The sequence below is a fragment of the Citrobacter sp. Ce129 genome, from assembly GCF_030334545.1.
Taxonomy (GTDB): Bacteria; Pseudomonadota; Gammaproteobacteria; order Enterobacterales; family Enterobacteriaceae; genus Citrobacter; species Citrobacter europaeus.
Genome location: NZ_JAOWDS010000071.1, coordinates 26,067 through 42,402, shown reverse-complemented (window position 1 = coordinate 42,402; position 16,336 = coordinate 26,067). Strand labels below are relative to the sequence as shown.

The following is a 16,336-nucleotide window of genomic DNA, read 5'->3' as shown; positions in this document are numbered from 1 at the left end:
AGGCAGGCTAAAAGTGCGAAGCAGCCAGCAGTTTCTACTGCTGGCATGACTGAAGGAAGGTGTTAACGATAGTTCACGATCACCTGATTACTCTGAACCTGTAAGGCAGGGATCAGACGACCACCACCGGGGACTTCCCAGACAAAATGCATCGGTTCGATGGCGGGAACATTATTGAATCCGTTGGTGGTTCCACTCTGCCCATCCAGCTCGACACAGCGGGACTGAGAACATAAACGCACCCGTAAACCCGCGGGCGTTGGGCCATTAAGTTCATAGCGCCAGGCCACCAGCGTCATCAACCCCGAGACCGGCTGGCTGGGTACCAGAGGAGCGGACGAGGCTGACTGACCGCGGTGGTTTAAGGTGATCCCCATCCCGCTTGCCTGCCACGCCCCTTCCCCGGCAGCCTGTACCGCCAGAGGAAACAACAACAGCAACAGTAACTTACGCATTATTTACCTCCAATAGTCGCCGTCATGCGGATATGGCGGTTATCGGAAAGCTCCATGTTCGATAACACCACCAACTGCGGTATGCTGCGACGTAAAAAGCGTGCCAGTAACGGACGCAACGCGTGGTTAACCAGCAAGACTGGCGGCGCGCCCAACATTTCCTGCCGGGACAGCGCTTCCTGAGTCTGGGCCAGCAATCGGTCTGCCAGCCCTGGCTCCAGGCCGCCGCCGCCCTGCAGCGCTTGCAGCAGCAAACGCTCGAGCGGGGTATCAAGGCCGATAACCTGAACCTCTTCATTACCCGGGAACCACTGCTGAGTGATAGCGCGTCCTAAGGCTACACGGACGACCGCGGTAAGCTCATGCGGATCATTTTGCAGCGGCGCATGTTCAGCCAGCGTTTCAAGAATGGTGCGCATATCGCGAATCGGTACTTTCTCATCCAGTAAGTTCTGCAACACTTTATGCAGCGTGGTGAGCGTCACAACGCCCGGCACCAAATCTTCCGTCAGCTTTGGCATCTCCTGCGAGACACGGTCCAGTAACTGCTGTGCCTCCTGACGGCCAAATAGCTCAGCAGCGAACTGCCCAATCAGGTGGTTAAGATGCGTCGCGACAACGGTACTCGCTTCAACTACCGTAAAGCCCTGAATCTGCGCCTGTTCCTTCAATGCACTTTCAATCCAGATAGCGTCCAGTCCGAAAGCCGGATCGACCGTTTTCTCACCCGGCAGCGACCCGGCGGCGGTACCCGGGTTAATGGCCAGCCAGCGTCCCGGATAGGCGTCACCACTGCCAATTTCCACCCCTTTCATCAAAATTCGATAGCGGGCTGGCTGCAGATCCATATTGTCACGGATATGCACCACCGGCGGCAGGAAGCCCATATCCTGGGCAAATTTCTTACGAATACTGCGAATTCGCCCCAGCAACTCGCCATCCTGCTGAAAGTCTACCATCGGGATCAGGCGATAACCGACCTCCATTCCCAGGGAGTCTTCCAGCTGTACGTCATTCCACGTCGCTTCCACCACGGAGTTGTTTTCCGGCATTTTCACCGGCTGCGGTTCATCTGGCGCTTTTTGCTCACGACCGCGCATCCACCAGGCCAGACCCAGTAACGCAGCGGTAAACATCAGAAACACCAGGTTCGGCATGCCCGGAACCAGACCCAAAAGCCCAAGCACCGCCGCGCTGAGCAGCATAACGCTGGGATTACTGAACAGTTGGGTCACCATCTGTTCGCCTACGTCCTGGTCGGTACTCACGCGGGTCACGATAACCCCCGCCGCGGTGGAGATAACCAGAGCAGGAATTTGTGCCACCAGCCCGTCACCGATGGTCAGCAGGGTATAACTTTCCGCAGCGCTGCCCATGCTCATACCATGCTGCAACACCCCAACTAACAGGCCGCCGACCACGTTGATAACCATGATCAGAATACCGGCGATGGCATCTCCACGTACGAATTTACTCGCACCGTCCATAGAGCCGTAGAAATCCGCTTCCTGGGTCACTTCCGAGCGCCGTTTTTTGGCTTCATCCTCGCCAATCAGACCGGCATTCAAATCCGCATCAATCGCCATCTGCTTGCCGGGCATACCATCCAGCACAAAACGCGCGCCAACCTCAGCGATTCGCCCTGCACCTTTGGTGATTACCATAAAGTTAATGATGACGAGAATAACGAAGACCACGATGCCGATCGCAAAGTTACCCCCCACCAGGAAGTGACCAAAGGCTTCAACCACCTTCCCCGCCGCCGCCGCGCCGGTATGACCTTCCATTAAAATGATACGCGTCGACGCGACGTTCAGGGCGAGGCGTAATAATGTGGTAAACAGCAAAATCGTCGGGAATGCGGCAAACTCCAGCGTACGCTGGGTGAACATCGCCACCAGCAGCACCATGATCGACAGCGCGATGTTAAATGTGAACAGCAAATCGAGGACGAAAGCCGGCAGCGGCAGCACCATCATCGACAAGATCAGCAGGATGAGGATCGGTCCGGCAAGGATTTGCCATTGCGTGGATTTCAGGTTGCTGGGCAGGCGCAGCATCGCGACCAGATTAGCCATCAGTAGTCTTCTCGTTCAAAAAATCCAGTGCTTCAGGCACCGGAAGGTTTTCAGGTTGTGGTGGACGCTTGCCGCCGGCGAGACGCCAGCGTTTTAGCTGCCATACCCATGCCAGTACTTCGGCAACGGCGGCATATAATTGACCCGGTATTTGCTGACCAATCTCAGCATGGCGATATAACGCACGCGCCAACGGCGGCGCTTCTAACGTAGGGACACGATGCTCGGCGCCAATCTCACGAATGCGCAGCGCCACCAGCCCCGCGCCTTTGGCGACAACTTTCGGCGCGCTCATTTTGTTCTCGTCATACTTCAACGCCACCGAATAGTGCGTGGGGTTAGTAACAATAACGTCCGCTTTCGGCACATCCGCCATCATGCGACGCTGTGCGGCCGCACGCTGCATTTGACGTATTTTTCCCTTAACGTGCGGGTCACCTTCGCTTTGCTTAAATTCGTCCCGGATATCCTGACGCGACATACGCAGTTTTTTCAGGTGGCTGTAAATCTGGAAAAAGACGTCAAACCCCACCATCGGAATGACGCCCAGCACCACCAACAGCGCGCACATACCCACTAAATCCAGGGCGTTGCCCATCGCCGTAATCGGAGATTCCGCCATCAGTCTCATCATCGCTGGCCAGTTATGCCAGAGGTAAAACCCAGCCACGCTGCCTACCAGCGTGGACTTCAGTATCGCTTTAAGCAGTTCTGCCCCGGTTTGCGCGGAGAACATGCGTTTAATGCCCGGCAGCGGATTCAGCTTAGAGAACTTGGGCTGCAGAGATTTACCGCTGAAGATCAAGCCGCCGAGCATCACCGGGGAGATTAATGCCACCAGAACAACGCCGGTAATCAACGGTAACAGCGCAATCATCGCGTCTTTAATCAGCAGGATGATTTGACTGAGGATCAGATTAGGGTCGTTGACCATACTGTGGTCAAAACGTAATCCGGCAGACAGCATGCCGGCCAGCCTGCGGGCGAGCGACTCCCCGCCAATCCAGATAATGCACACACCCACCAGCAAAATAAGCAGCGAGGTCAGCTCTTTGGATCGGGGGATCTGCCCTTCTTCCCGTGCTTTTTCAAGTCGGTGGGGTGTGGGGGCTTCTGTTTTGTCGTCGTCGCTTTCTTCTGCCACGCATCAGACCCTGGATAGAGATATAGGCGAGAATGATGCCAGAACGTCCATCCAGCAATGGGAAGAGTAAGCGGTAAAAAAGACGGGATTTATGGCTTTAAGCAGAATTGCGCGTAAGCCGGATGAGAGGTCACGCCCCACATCCGGCAAATACTCATCAGAAACCGAGGCTGTCCAGCAGGTCGTCAACCTGATCCTGACTTGCCACCACGCCGGCTTTTGAGGTATCAACCTGCGGGCCGTTAAGCAAGCTTTCGTTTTCACGTTTTGGACGAGCACCCTGCTCCGGGATGTTTTCCAACAGAACCATCAGCAACTGACGTTCAATCTCCTGGATAACATCCATCATGCGTTTGATGACCTGACCGGTGAGGTCCTGGAAATCCTGCGCCATCATGATGTCCAGCAGTTGAGCGTTAGTAAAACTGGTATGTCCTGGCACATCGCCAAGGAACTGGCGGGTATCGGTGACCAGTTCACGGGCGTCGGATAGCTCGATCGGATTTTCGAACCATTCATCCCAGCGTTTGGTCAGGTCTTTGGCCCCTTTTTCCATCGCGTCCTGATGCGGCTGCGAAGCCTCCACGCTGTTCAGCGCGCGCTCTGCCGCCTGTGCGGTCATCTGCACAACGTAATCGAGACGATCGCGGGCATCGGGAATCGCTTCCGCCGCTTCGGCAATGGCCTGATCCAGCCCCAGTTCACGCAGGCTGTCGCGCAGCATTCGGGTCAAACTACCGATGCGCGCGATGATGTCCCCTGCAGAGTGTTCGTCAGCAGGTTTAATTTGTGGTTGCATCATCATTGTCACACCCTCACATGCCCAGTTTCTCAAAGATCTTATTGAGTTTCTCTTCCAGCGTTGCCGCCGTGAACGGTTTCACGACATAGCCACTGGCGCCTGCCTGTGCTGCCGCAATGATGTTCTCTTTCTTCGCTTCCGCCGTCACCATCAGCACCGGTAAGGCGGACATTGCGCCATCTGCACGAATGGTTTTCAGCAGCTCGAGGCCATCCATGTTCGGCATGTTCCAGTCGGAAATGACAAAACCAAATCCCCCAGCCTGCAGCTTATTCAGCGCGTCCACACCGTCTTCAGCTTCTTCAACATTGTTGAAACCCAGCTCTTTGAGCAGGTTACGTACAATGCGACGCATGGTGGAAAAGTCATCCACAACCAAAAACTTAAGCTCTTTATCCGCCATAAAAAATAAACTCCTGATTCAAATACGTATTGCCTGTCCGGCACTGATTTTCGCCAGCATTTGCTGGCTTACCTGGCTAAGATCGACCACTTCGCTTACGCCACCCATATTGATGGCCTCGCGCGGCATGCCGAACACCACACAACTTGCTTCGTTTTGCGCAATGGTCCAGGCACCCGCCTGGTTCATCGCTAACATTCCGGCGGCACCATCGTTGCCCATACCTGTCAGGATCACTCCCACGGCATTACGCCCCGCGTGTTTTGCCACCGAATGGAACAGCACATCCACTGATGGCCGATGCCGGTTAACCGGCGGACCATCATGAATTTTGATCTGGTAGTTCGCCCCGCTGCGCGCCAGTTCCATATGCTTGTCACCTGGGGCGATATACGCATGCCCCGGAAGCACACGCTCCCCATCTTCTGCCTCTTTCACGGTTATCTGACACAGTTTGTTCAGACGTTCGGCGAATGAACGGGTAAACCCTGGCGGCATATGCTGGGTAATAAGAATACCGGGACTTGAAAGCGGCAATGGCTGGAGTACATGGCGAATTGCCTCTGTTCCTCCGGTTGACGCGCCAATCACCAGCAGTTTTTCCGAACTGAGTAACGGCCCCGCTTTCAAGGTCGCCGGTGCCGCCATAGGCTTATGGGCCGCCAGTTTTGCCCGCGACGCGGTGCGGATCTTCTCAGCGATCATTTCGCTGTAGGCCAACATCCCTTCACGGATCCCCAACTGTGGTTTAGTGACAAAATCAATCGCCCCCAGCTCCAGCGCCCGCAGCGTGACCTCTGAACCTTTACCCGTGAGTGAAGAGACCATAACCACCGGCATCGGACGCAGACGCATCAACTTTTCAAGAAAGTCGAGGCCATCCATGCGTGGCATTTCCACATCCAGCGTCAGGACGTCAGGATTGTATTTTTTGATTAAATCCCGCGCGACCAACGGATCAGGCGCCGTTGCTACCATTTCCATATCACTGTGGCTGTTAATAATTTCGGTCATGATTTGACGCATCAATGCAGAATCATCAACCGACAACACCCTGATTTTACTCATGCTTTATCCTTACCTGGCGCATGCGCATACACGGTCTGTCCACGCAGGCTAAACTCGCGCACGAGGTTGCTAAAGTTTTCTGAATGACCTGCAAACAGCAGCCCATCTGGTTTTAGAAGTGGAACAAAACGGTGCAAAATATCCTGCTGCGTCGTTTTATCGAAATAGATCATCACGTTACGACAAAATATGGCATCGAAGGGTCCTGGCACGTTGTACTGCTTATCCAGTAAATTCACACTGGAAAATTCAACATGCCCCGCCAGTTCCTGACGAACGCGGACCAGACCTTCATGCGGCCCGGTGCCACGCATGAAATAACGCTGCAACTGCTGGGGTGACAGCGTCTTCAGCTCATCAAGACGGTAAATGCCGCTTCTGGCCTTTTCCAGCACTTCGGTATCAATGTCGCTGGCAAAAACACGCCAGCGGCCCGGTGCCATACCCAGGGTATCGGCGAGCGTAATCGCAATGCTATACGGCTCTTCACCGGTTGACGCCGCTGCGCTCCAGACCCGGTATTCACCGTTGCGCCGACGAGCATGATCTGACAGCACCGGAAAATGATGCCCTTCGCGAAAAAACGCGGTCAGGTTGGTGGTCAGGGAGTTAATAAAAGCCTGCCACTCAGCACTGTTCTGGTTAGCTTCCAGCATGCTGAGATAGCGACCAAAGTCATCCAGTCCCAGGGTACGTAAACGACGGACCAGGCGGTTATAAACCATGTCCCGCTTATGGTCGGCCAGTACGATCCCCGCACGCTGGTAGATTAATTGACATATCCGACGAAAATGCGCGTCAGACAGCGCGAGGCGCTGTGTCATCTGTAACAATAATGACGTTTGCCCGGTGGGCAGAGATGATGTCATAGCGCCTTCTCAATCACATTCAGGATACAACGGGCACAACCTGCGGCTGCGCCAACTCTTGTTTTGTTACGGTTTGCTCTTCAAGCTTGAAAAATGCGACGCAGGCGGAAAGATTATCGGCCTGTGTGGCGAGTTGTCCGGTGGCGGATGCGGCTTCTTCCACCAGCCCGGCGTTTTGCTGCGTCACTGAATCCATCTGGCTGACGGCCTGCGCCACCTGCTCAATGCCTCTGCGCTGTTCATCAGAAGCAGAGGCGATCTCGCCCATGATGTCGTTAACCCGGGTAACCGAGCTGACAATTTCCGTCATGGTGCGTGCAGCCATATCAACCAGTTGCGAACCCTGATGCACTCGGGTGACAGACTCTTCAATGAGTCCTTTAATTTCTTTCGCCGCCTGCGCGCTACGACTTGCCAGATTGCGCACTTCACCCGCGACAACGGCAAAACCGCGCCCCTGTTCACCTGCGCGGGCAGCCTCTACCGCGGCATTCAGCGCCAGGATATTGGTCTGGAAGGCAATGCTGTCAATCACGCCGATGATGTCGCCAATTTTCTGCGAGCTGGCGGAAATCTCATGCATGGTGCTGGCCACCCGGGTCGTCTGTTCACCGCCTTTATGCGCGGTGTCGGCCGCACTTTTGGCAATTCCTGACGCCTGGCGCGCGTTATCCGCATTCTGCCCGACGGTGGCGGTCAGTTGTTCCATGCTGGCTGCCGTTTGCGCCAACGCGGCCGCCTGCTGTTCAGTTCGCGAAGATAAATCGTTATTGCCCATCGCGATTTCTGAAATGCCACTATGCATGGCTGAGCTGCCCTGGCGTACCTCACTGACCGTTTCACGTAACGCCTGCTGCATCTTCTTCAGGCTGGCAAAAATAGCCGAGATCTCATTGCGCCCATAAACCGCTACTGGCCTGGCCAGATTACCTGCAGCAATGCTGTCGAAATGACTGCCAACAATCGCCAGCGGCTGAACAATCATCTTGCGCGACCAGTACAACGCACCGCTGGTGAGCAGTGCCGCCAGTACCACCATGGTGGCAAAAATCACCCCCGACATATGGTAATTTCGCTGGCTCTGTTCGCCTGCCGTTTGCAACACGCTGTCGATGTTGCTCTGCCAGGCATTCACATTCGCATCAAAAGCATCTTGAGCCGCCTGCACCGGCGCGGTCAGAAAATCTGACAACTGATTGTTTTCAAGCCAGGTGGCCTGATGCGCGAGCGCGCTGTGCCACTGACTGAAACTATTCTCCGTTGCGCCAAACAGCGCCTTGCCTTGTTTCGACGGATCCGACGTCGCCATAAAGCGTTTAAACATCAATTCAGACTGCGCCAGGCTATCGCGCGCGAGGGTCATCAGCGTTTTGATGTCCTCTGGCGGATAGCTCAGGGCGGTCAGCGTCCCTGCCTTATTAAGGGCCGTACTGGCCTGTAATAACACAGCGCGGGTTTGGGCCAGCGCAGCGCGTTGCTGATTACTCCGTTCGACCTGATTCAGGTTCTGAAAACCGTCCCGAAATGCCCAGAAGGACAAGCCATTACTGCCAATCTGCAAAACACCGCAGAGGATTAAAATCAAAAACAGCGTGGTCGAAATTCGAATACGATTAAACATCAACGCTCCCATCGGGCGGCACTGGCCGCGGTTTAACTACCAGTCAAAATGTTTCCCAATTCGTATCTTGTTCAATGCTCTGGCGCGGATAGGACGCGCTCGACGCTGCAGGTAATCGAGTATCGCGTGGTTTTGTCGACGCCGGACGTGACGCCAGACGGAAGGTCGACACCGACTGCGTCAGACGGCTGGCCTGTTCTTCCAGTGCAGCGGCAGCGGCAGCCGATTCCTGGACCAACGAGGCGTTCTGCTGCGTAACGCGATCCATTTCGGAGACCGCGAGCGCAACCTGATCAATCCCCCGACTTTGCTCATCGGAGGCCGAGGCAATCTCGCCCATAATGTCGGTCACCCGCGTCACGGCATTGACGATGTCGTTCATTGTTTCGCCTGCGCTTTCTACCAGAACTGAACCGGTATCCACTCGGGAAACAGAATCTTCAATCAACGCTTTAATCTCTTTCGCCGCCTGCGCACTGCGGCTTGCCAGATTACGCACTTCGCCCGCAACCACAGCAAAGCCGCGGCCTTGCTCACCGGCGCGTGCGGCTTCAACCGCTGCGTTCAGTGCGAGAATATTGGTCTGAAAGGCAATGCCATCGATGACGCTGATGATATCGGCGATTTTCTTCGAGCTATCGGCGATTTCGTGCATGGTATTCACCACGCTATCAACCACTTTGCCGCCATGTTGTGCAGTGTCGGAGGCGCTTTTTGCCAGTTGCGAGGCCTGACGCGCGTTGTCCGCATTTTGCTTAACGGTTGCGGTCAACTGTTCCATGCTGGCTGCGGTTTCTTCCAGCGCAGACGCCTGCTGTTCCGTGCGAGATGAAAGGTCAGTGTTCCCGCTGGCAATTTCACTGGTACCGGAATAAATCGCATCAGAGCCTTCACGCACCAGGGTGACGGTTTCTGTCAGCGAACGCTGCATATGATCAACGGTACTGGCCAACTCGCCGATTTCGTTACGGCCACTAACGGCCAGGGTGGCGGTCAGGTTACCGCTGGCGATTTCGCGAATATGGGCAATGACCCGAGACAGAGGATTAAGCAGGGTATGGCGGATGCCGTACCACACCACTACCAGAATCAGCACCAGCACGACAGCCAGCACGCCAAGCTGCCATTGGGCGAAATGGTAATCCCGCGCGCTTTGATCAAATGCCTGAACGTAAAGCTTTTCGCTAACGCTGGCGTATTTGCCCAACGCCTCGCCGAGCGCGTTTTGCATTCCCTGGGTAGGTTGCGCAAAATAGGCGTCCATATTGCCATTTTCCAGAAACTGAACCAGCTCTGCTAAGGCCGCATGGTATTGCTGATATTTCTCCTCAACGTTGCCGCTGGCCTCTACCATCTCCGGCAACGGTGTCATGTTTTTAAATTTTGCGTAATGCGTTTCAGCCTGCGCCAGCGATGCTTTGGCATTCTTCAGCAGATCGTTTTTCGCGCTGCTTTGCTGGTTTGACGCATCCATCATCATGCGTGCAGAAGAACGGCTTAAATTGATTCGTGTTTGCAGCATCAGATCCCATGTTGAGGTGAGTTCACTTTGCTGCTGTCGTAGATCGTTAGAGATAACAAAACTTTGCTGATTCTGCTGCAATGAGGAAAACAACAGACCACCGGAAACAAGCTGTAGCAGTGCGAAAACCCCCAGCACCATCATCAGCATTGTGACAACGCGGATACGGTTAAACATAAGGCACCTTCCTGAAAACGAGTTATCAACGTTATCGGCAGTCGCTGAGATAACTTTACGTTTGCGAAAAGGAAATCCTCAAGGGGCGTGCAGCCTGGCGGGAGGGCGGCAAAACGGGTGTACGGCAACCACAAGTCATTCACATAAAAACACCATAATTATCATGTGAATAACATTTATTTTCATCGGTCAGCATGCTCAGAATGGCCGAAACACTTAATTATGTGTGATTGAGATCACACATACTCATCGTAAATACCACAACAAAATGGATAAAAAATTAAAAAAAGTTGTATCAGCTGGCGCTTTAATTCAATTTATATGATGAATACTTCGTTACCACTTAATAAGTATAAAAAATGAGTAACCGATCAATAAATGTTAAATCTTTACTGAGGGCTTTTTAGTGGCAAATGCAAACAAACTCACGTTGTTTATCGTGATCTTCATGCTGGCGGGGATCCTGTCGGGTGCGGTGATCCACTCTTATGCCTCCCCCGGCGTTGTGACCGCCTGGGCCGATAATATTACGCTTCTCACCGACATCTTTTTGCGCCTGATTAAAATGGTCATCGCGCCTTTAGTATTCAGTACCCTGACCGTCGGAATTATGCGCCTGGGAGAAACATCCACCATCGGGCGCGTAGGCGGGAAAGCAATGATTTGGTTTATCAGCTCTTCCATACTGTCTATCCTGGTCGGTCTGTTTGTGGTTTCTCTTGAGCAACCCGGCAGCGGACTGAACCTGGCGATCCCGCTGGAGGCCGCAGATACCGGCCTGGCCGTGGGCGGCATGAGCCTGAAAGGTTTTCTGACGCATACCATTCCAACCAGCATCGCCGAGGCGATGGCCAATAATGAGATCCTGCAAATTGTGGTGTTCTCGATGTTCTTCGGTATTGGCGGAGCATCGCTTGGTGAGAAATTCAACGCCCCGCTGGTTGCCGCGCTGGATGTGGTCTCCCACATTATGCTGAAGGTGACTGGCTATGTGATGTACGTCGCGCCGCTGGCTATTTTTGCCGCCATTTCCTCCGTTATCTCTACCCAGGGTCTGGGGATCCTGCTCAACTATGCATCGTTCATCGGCGGCTACTATGTGGCTATTTTGCTGACCTGCCTGGCGTTGCTGGCGGTGGGTTATGTGATGCTGAAAAAAGAGGTATTTCGCCTGCTGAGCATGCTGAAGGATCCGGTCCTGGTCGCATTCACCACCAGCAGCTCTGAAGCCGCTTATCCGAAAACGCTGGAGCAATTAACCAAATTTGGTTGCTCACCCAACATCGTGTCTTTCGTGCTGCCTATCGGTTATTCGTTTAACCTGGTCGGCTCGATGGTCTACTGTTCATTTGCCTCTATGTTTATCGCGCAGGCCTATAATATTCACCTCTCCTTTGCCCAAATCACCGTCCTGATGCTGACGCTGATGCTGGCGTCCAAAGGGATTGCCGGCGTGCCGCGTTCAGCGCTGGTGGTGCTGGCGGCAACCATTCCGAGCTTTAACATTCCGGTCGCCGGGATCCTGTTACTAATGGGGATTGACCACTTCCTGGATATGGGACGATCTGCGATCAACGTATTAGGAAACGGGATTGCAACGGCGATGCTGGCACAGGATGAAGGTTTACTGGAAGAAGAGCCGGACCTGGTTGAGCGGGAAGCATAAGAGGGAAATCTGCCGGATGCGTTACGCTTATCCGGCCTACAACAGCGAGCATTGTAGGCCGGATAACATGTTTAAAGATTATGCGACGTGGGAAGCGGCAATATCCAGCAGCGCCATTTCTTCGCTGTTCAGCAGCTTCTCAATGTTGACCAGAATCAGCATCCGGTCACCCAGCGCCCCCAGTCCCGTCAGGTATTCCGTCGACAGCGTTACCGCAAACTCCGGCGCCGGACGGATTTGATCCGTCGTCAGCGACAGCACATCCGAGACGCCATCTACTACAATCCCGACTACGCGCTGACCCAGGTTCAGCACAATCACCACGGTGTTTTCGTTGTAATCCACATCGCTCTGGCTAAACTTCACGCGCAGGTCAACAATCGGCACAATCACACCGCGCAGGTTCGTAACGCCTTTGATAAACGCAGGCGTGTTAGCAATGCGCGTCACCTGATCATAGCCGCGGATTTCCTGCACTTTCAGGATATCGATACCGTACTCTTCATCCCCCAGCGTAAACACGAGGAATTCCTGACCTGACGGTTCGCCGGCCAGTTTAGTTACATTACTCATACCGGTCATATTATTCCCTTCTCACTCAATCAGGCGGCTGTGATCGCCACACGTTGTTCGCGGTTCAATCCCTGCAATGCAGAGACATCGACAATCAGCGCGACGCTGCCGTCGCCGAGGATCGTTGCTGCAGAAATGCCTGGCACTTTGCGGTAGTTACTTTCCAGGTTTTTGACCACCACCTGGTGTTGGCCAATTAACTGATCGACCAGCAGCGCGTAGCGACGCCCTGCACTCTGTAAAATCACCACAATCCCTTGAGTCGCTTCAGTTTTTGCGCCTTCAACTTCGAAGACTTTCCACAACTCAACCAGCGGTAAATACTCGCCGCGCACTTCCAGAACGCGCTCTCCTCCGGCCAGCGGATGCAAATCTTCTTCACGCGGTTGCAGTGATTCCATAACGGCATTCAGCGGCAGAATAAAGACTTCATCCGCTACGCGCACCGACATCCCGTCGAGGATCGCCAGCGTCAGCGGCAGCAGAATTCGAATCGTTGTCCCTTGTCCCTGTCTGGACTGGATCTCAACATGGCCGCCCATCTCCTGGATATTTCGCTTCACTACATCCATACCCACGCCGCGTCCGGAGACATCCGTCACCTGTTCGGCGGTCGAAAAGCCTGGCGCGAAGATCAGCATACCCACTTCGTCATCGCTCATGTTTTCGTGGATCGGCATCCCCTGAGAGATCGCTTTGGCGAGGATGCGTTCGCGGTTCAGACCAGCGCCATCATCGGTCACTTCAATACAGATATTCCCGCCCTGGTGCTCTGCGGAAAGCGTCAGGTTACCGACCGGGCTTTTCCCCGCTTCCATGCGTTTTTCCGGCAGTTCAATGCCGTGGTCCAGGCTGTTACGCACCAGATGCGTCAACGGATCGATGATGCGTTCAATCAGGCTTTTATCGAGTTCTGTTGAACTCCCCACCTGCGTCAGCTCAACCTGTTTACCCAATTTACCGGCCAGGTCGCGGACCAGGCGTGGGAAACGGCTGAACACGTACTCCATCGGCATCATACGAATCGACATCACCGACTCTTGCAAATCGCGGGCGTTACGTTGTAACTGACCCATACTGGTGATCAGATCGCCGTGATTAACGGGATCCAGTTCGTTTGAGCGTTGTGCCAACATTGACTGGGTGATCACCAACTCACCAACCAGGTTAATGAGCTGATCGACCTTCTCAACCGCTACGCGGATGCTGGTCGACTCGCTGGCGCGGGCGGGTTTGTCACGTTCCGCGCGTCCGTGTGGCGCTTCACTGGCGGCGGCTTTCACCACTGGCGCAACGGCGGCCGGCTGCGGCTTCGCGACAACGGCTACCGCTTCGGCTTCGGCCTCGGCTTCAGTTTCAACGGTTACGGGCGCTGCGCTGACGGTTTCAAATTCAATCTGGTCAGCTTCAATCACGAAACAAAGCACTGCAATGATGTCATCTTCTGCGAGATTGCCATCAAGCGTTGCCGACAGCGTGTCGCTTCCTTTCACCACATCGGTTAAGGTCGCCAGATTCCCCAGTTCCTCTTCCAGTAAATCGACTTCACTGGCTTTCAGGCGCGAGAGAATAATGCGTTTCTTGCTCTCCTCACTGGCGGATTCAGAAATGGCAACCGCCTCTTCCTGCATTGCAGCGCTGTCAACAACGCTCAATTTTGCGGTGTTGACGACTGCCGGTGCGGTTTCACCTTTCGCTTCGAGCGCTAACTGTCGTAACGCATTACAAATGTACTCAAAGCTAGCGGCATCCGGCTCTTCTGAGTTTTTATAGGCGTCGAGCTGTTCCTGCATAATATCTTTCGTTTCCAAAAACAGGTTGATAATGTCGGCATTAAGCTGCATTTCGCCACGCCGCGCTTCATCCAACAGGTTTTCCATCAGATGGGTCGTTTCCTGCAAAATGGTAAAGCCGAAGGTGCCCGCCCCGCCTTTTATCGAGTGCGCGGCACGAAAAATCGCATTCAGCTGTTCGGAATCCGGGGCTTCAGGAACCAAATCAAGCAGGTGTTGCTCCATATCAGCCAACAGTTCGTCAGCTTCATCAAAAAATGTTTGATAAAAATCGCTTATATCCATGCTCACGCTATCACCTCGGATTGGCTGGTGGCGATGTGGGAACGCTTGCCGGCGGAAGTTCCGCTGGCTGTTGTAAGACACTTACCGGCTCATTCTGGCTTTCAGCGTTTTCATGCAAAATGGCCTCTTCCGCCTGCTTATTAAGAACCAGCAGGCTAATACGGCGGTTGATTGCGTCTTCGGGACCGCGATCGCTCAGACGCATCGTGGCGGCCATACCGACCACTCGTAATACTTTTCCATCATCCAGACCGCCGCTAACCAGTTCGCGACGCGACGCGTTAGCGCGATCGGCGGACAACTCCCAGTTGCTATACCCTTTTTCACCATTGGCGTAAGGGTAATCATCCGTATGGCCGGAAAGGCTGATTCGGTTAGGAATGCCGTTAAGCACTGGCGCGATGGCTCGCAGGATGTCGCGCATATACGGCTCAACCTCAGCGCTACCGGTTTTAAACATTGGGCGGTTCTGACTGTCGATAATCTGTATCCGTAGTCCTTCCTGCACTAAATCAATTTTCAAGTGCGGGCGCAGCGCACGCAGTTTAGGGTCAGATTCAATCAACTGATCGAGATCGCCGCGAAGTTTGCTCAACCGGCTTTGTTCCATGCGTTTTCTCAGATCGTCGATATTCGGCTGCTTGTTCACTTCTCCCTGCTGCTGGGTGTAGTCGTCCCCACCGCCTGGAATTGGACTTTGGCTATTCGAAATTCGATTTCCCCCAGTCACCGCGGTAGCCAACGGCGTACGGAAATATTCGGCAATCTGGATCAATTCTTTAGGGCTGGAGATGGAAATGAGCCACATCACCAGAAAGAAGGCCATCATCGCGGTCATAAAATCGGCGTAGGCGATTTTCCACGAACCATGCGCCCCACCACCGTGACCTTTATGTTTGCGTCGCTTTACAACGATAATGGGATGGGCCTGATTTTTCATGCGTCCTCGGTCGTCTGCTGCGCAGTTGGATTTCTTACCGCACGCACATGCTCTTCCAGCTCGATAAACGATGGACGTTCGCTGGAATACAGAGTCTTACGACCAAATTCGACGGCAATTGGCGGCGCGTAACCATTCAGATTGGAGAGCAGTGTTATCTTCACACACTGCATCATTTTGGTGGTTTCAGCGCTTTTCTGCCGCAGAACGCTGGCAAGCGGAGAAATAAATCCATAGGCCAGTAAAATACCGAGGAATGTCCCTACCATCGCATGAGCAATCAGCGAACCCAGTTCAGCCGCCGGACGATCGGCAGAAGCCAGCGCATGAACAACCCCCATGACCGCCGCCACGATCCCGAACGCCGGTAATGAATCACCCACCATCGCCAGACTGTTAGCCGGGACTTCGGCCTCACTTTCGTGAGTCTCAATTTCTTCGTCCATCAGCGCTTCAATTTCAAACGTGTTCATGTTGCCGCTGATGATCAAACGCAGATAATCGACAATGAAATCAAGCATTACGGCATCCGCAAGAATGCGCGGATAGCTGGCGAAGATTTCACTCTCTTTAGGGTTTTCAATGTCGCGTTCAAGCGAGAACATGCCCTGCTGACGTGACTTGGCCATCAGGCGATACAGCAGCGCCAGCAGATCCATATACATCGCTTTGGTATATTTTGAACGACGAAAAAGCATCGGGATCGCTTTCATCGTCCCCTTAATGGCTTTTCCGTTATTGCCGACGATGAATGCCCCAATACCCGCGCCACCGATAATCACCAGCTCAGCCGGTTGATAGAGTGCCCCAAGGTGTCCGCCGGTCATCATATACCCGCCGAAAACTGTACCAATAACAACCAGGTAACCTAATAAGATAAGCACGACATCATCCTTTCGCAATTGACTATGACAGGATGCGCAGTCGGGCAGTTAACTTA

14 protein-coding genes are annotated in these 16,336 nt (G+C 53.8%); 1 reads left to right on the top strand and 13 read right to left on the bottom strand.

Annotated features, from left to right (window positions below; translation table 11 throughout):
* Nucleotides 1-62 precede the first annotated feature (62 nt).
* From flhE to tar, 9 genes are all read right to left on the bottom strand, one after another.
* A complete protein-coding gene (gene flhE, locus OGV77_RS18700) occupies nt 63-455 on the bottom strand; it encodes a flagellar protein FlhE (protein WP_043016740.1) in 393 nt (130 codons plus the stop codon).
* The gene (gene flhA / locus OGV77_RS18695; protein ID WP_003034666.1) at nt 455-2,533 is read right to left on the bottom strand and encodes a flagellar biosynthesis protein FlhA; all 2,079 of its coding nucleotides are present in this window, start codon (nt 2,531-2,533) and stop codon (nt 455-457) included. Before flhA ends, flhE begins: the two co-directional genes overlap by 1 nt.
* On the bottom strand, nt 2,526-3,677 hold the full coding sequence (gene flhB / locus OGV77_RS18690; protein WP_043016741.1) for a flagellar biosynthesis protein FlhB: 1,152 nt from the start codon (nt 3,675-3,677) through the stop codon (nt 2,526-2,528). Before flhB ends, flhA begins: the two co-directional genes overlap by 8 nt.
* Before the next feature lie 157 nt (nt 3,678-3,834).
* Complete coding sequence (cheZ, locus tag OGV77_RS18685) at nt 3,835-4,479, bottom strand: protein phosphatase CheZ (protein WP_029139578.1); 645 nt, start codon at nt 4,477-4,479, stop codon at nt 3,835-3,837.
* Nucleotides 4,480-4,492: 13 nt separating this feature from the next.
* Entirely contained in the window at nt 4,493-4,882 is a 390-nt protein-coding gene (gene cheY / locus OGV77_RS18680; RefSeq protein ID WP_043016742.1) for a chemotaxis response regulator CheY, read from the bottom strand.
* A gap of 18 nt (nt 4,883-4,900) precedes the next feature.
* Nucleotides 4,901-5,950, bottom strand: a complete 1,050-nt coding sequence (locus tag OGV77_RS18675) for a protein-glutamate methylesterase/protein-glutamine glutaminase (RefSeq protein WP_043016743.1) — start codon at nt 5,948-5,950, stop codon at nt 4,901-4,903.
* Entirely contained in the window at nt 5,947-6,819 is an 873-nt protein-coding gene (cheR, locus tag OGV77_RS18670) for a protein-glutamate O-methyltransferase CheR (RefSeq protein ID WP_043016744.1), read from the bottom strand. Before cheR ends, OGV77_RS18675 begins: the two co-directional genes overlap by 4 nt.
* A gap of 19 nt (nt 6,820-6,838) precedes the next feature.
* Nucleotides 6,839-8,440, bottom strand: coding sequence for a methyl-accepting chemotaxis protein IV (gene tap, locus OGV77_RS18665; RefSeq protein WP_075146010.1), 1,602 nt, complete (start codon nt 8,438-8,440; stop codon nt 6,839-6,841).
* Between the two features lie 43 nt (nt 8,441-8,483).
* A complete protein-coding gene (tar, locus tag OGV77_RS18660; RefSeq protein WP_043016746.1) occupies nt 8,484-10,139 on the bottom strand; it encodes a methyl-accepting chemotaxis protein II in 1,656 nt (551 codons plus the stop codon).
* Nucleotides 10,140-10,545: 406 nt separating this feature from the next.
* Here tar and OGV77_RS18655 point away from each other — a divergent pair, with 406 nt between their 5' ends.
* Nucleotides 10,546-11,805 (top strand): dicarboxylate/amino acid:cation symporter, encoded by a 1,260-nt coding sequence (locus OGV77_RS18655; RefSeq protein WP_080625005.1) that lies wholly within the window; start codon nt 10,546-10,548, stop codon nt 11,803-11,805.
* 78 nt (nt 11,806-11,883) lie between these two features.
* Here the strand turns inward: OGV77_RS18655 and cheW are convergent, their stop codons facing one another.
* The 4 genes from cheW to motA are packed head-to-tail and all read right to left on the bottom strand — an operon-like array spanning nt 11,884 to nt 16,280.
* The gene (gene cheW, locus OGV77_RS18650) at nt 11,884-12,387 is read right to left on the bottom strand and encodes a chemotaxis protein CheW (RefSeq protein ID WP_003034638.1); all 504 of its coding nucleotides are present in this window, start codon (nt 12,385-12,387) and stop codon (nt 11,884-11,886) included.
* 20 nt (nt 12,388-12,407) lie between these two features.
* Nucleotides 12,408-14,462, bottom strand: coding sequence for a chemotaxis protein CheA (cheA, locus tag OGV77_RS18645; RefSeq protein ID WP_043016748.1), 2,055 nt, complete (start codon nt 14,460-14,462; stop codon nt 12,408-12,410).
* A 4-nt stretch (nt 14,463-14,466) separates the two neighbouring features.
* A complete protein-coding gene (gene motB, locus OGV77_RS18640; RefSeq protein ID WP_016153441.1) occupies nt 14,467-15,396 on the bottom strand; it encodes a flagellar motor protein MotB in 930 nt (309 codons plus the stop codon).
* Nucleotides 15,393-16,280 (bottom strand): flagellar motor stator protein MotA, encoded by an 888-nt coding sequence (gene motA / locus OGV77_RS18635; protein ID WP_016153442.1) that lies wholly within the window; start codon nt 16,278-16,280, stop codon nt 15,393-15,395. The genes motB and motA overlap by 4 nt, the downstream gene beginning before the upstream one ends.
* Nucleotides 16,281-16,336 lie beyond the last annotated feature (56 nt).

Coding starts and splice junctions, on each gene's coding strand:
- flhE (WP_043016740.1), bottom strand. CDS start 455: ATGCGTAAGTTACTGTTGCTGTTGTTGTTTCCTCTGGCGGTACAGGCT.
- flhA (WP_003034666.1), bottom strand. CDS start 2,533: ATGGCTAATCTGGTCGCGATGCTGCGCCTGCCCAGCAACCTGAAATCC.
- cheZ (WP_029139578.1), bottom strand. CDS start 4,479: ATGATGCAACCACAAATTAAACCTGCTGACGAACACTCTGCAGGGGAC.
- cheY (WP_043016742.1), bottom strand. CDS start 4,882: ATGGCGGATAAAGAGCTTAAGTTTTTGGTTGTGGATGACTTTTCCACC.
- OGV77_RS18675 (WP_043016743.1), bottom strand. CDS start 5,950: ATGAGTAAAATCAGGGTGTTGTCGGTTGATGATTCTGCATTGATGCGT.
- cheR (WP_043016744.1), bottom strand. CDS start 6,819: ATGACATCATCTCTGCCCACCGGGCAAACGTCATTATTGTTACAGATG.
- tap (WP_075146010.1), bottom strand. CDS start 8,440: ATGTTTAATCGTATTCGAATTTCGACCACGCTGTTTTTGATTTTAATC.
- tar (WP_043016746.1), bottom strand. CDS start 10,139: ATGTTTAACCGTATCCGCGTTGTCACAATGCTGATGATGGTGCTGGGG.
- cheW (WP_003034638.1), bottom strand. CDS start 12,387: ATGACCGGTATGAGTAATGTAACTAAACTGGCCGGCGAACCGTCAGGT.
- motB (WP_016153441.1), bottom strand. CDS start 15,396: ATGAAAAATCAGGCCCATCCCATTATCGTTGTAAAGCGACGCAAACAT.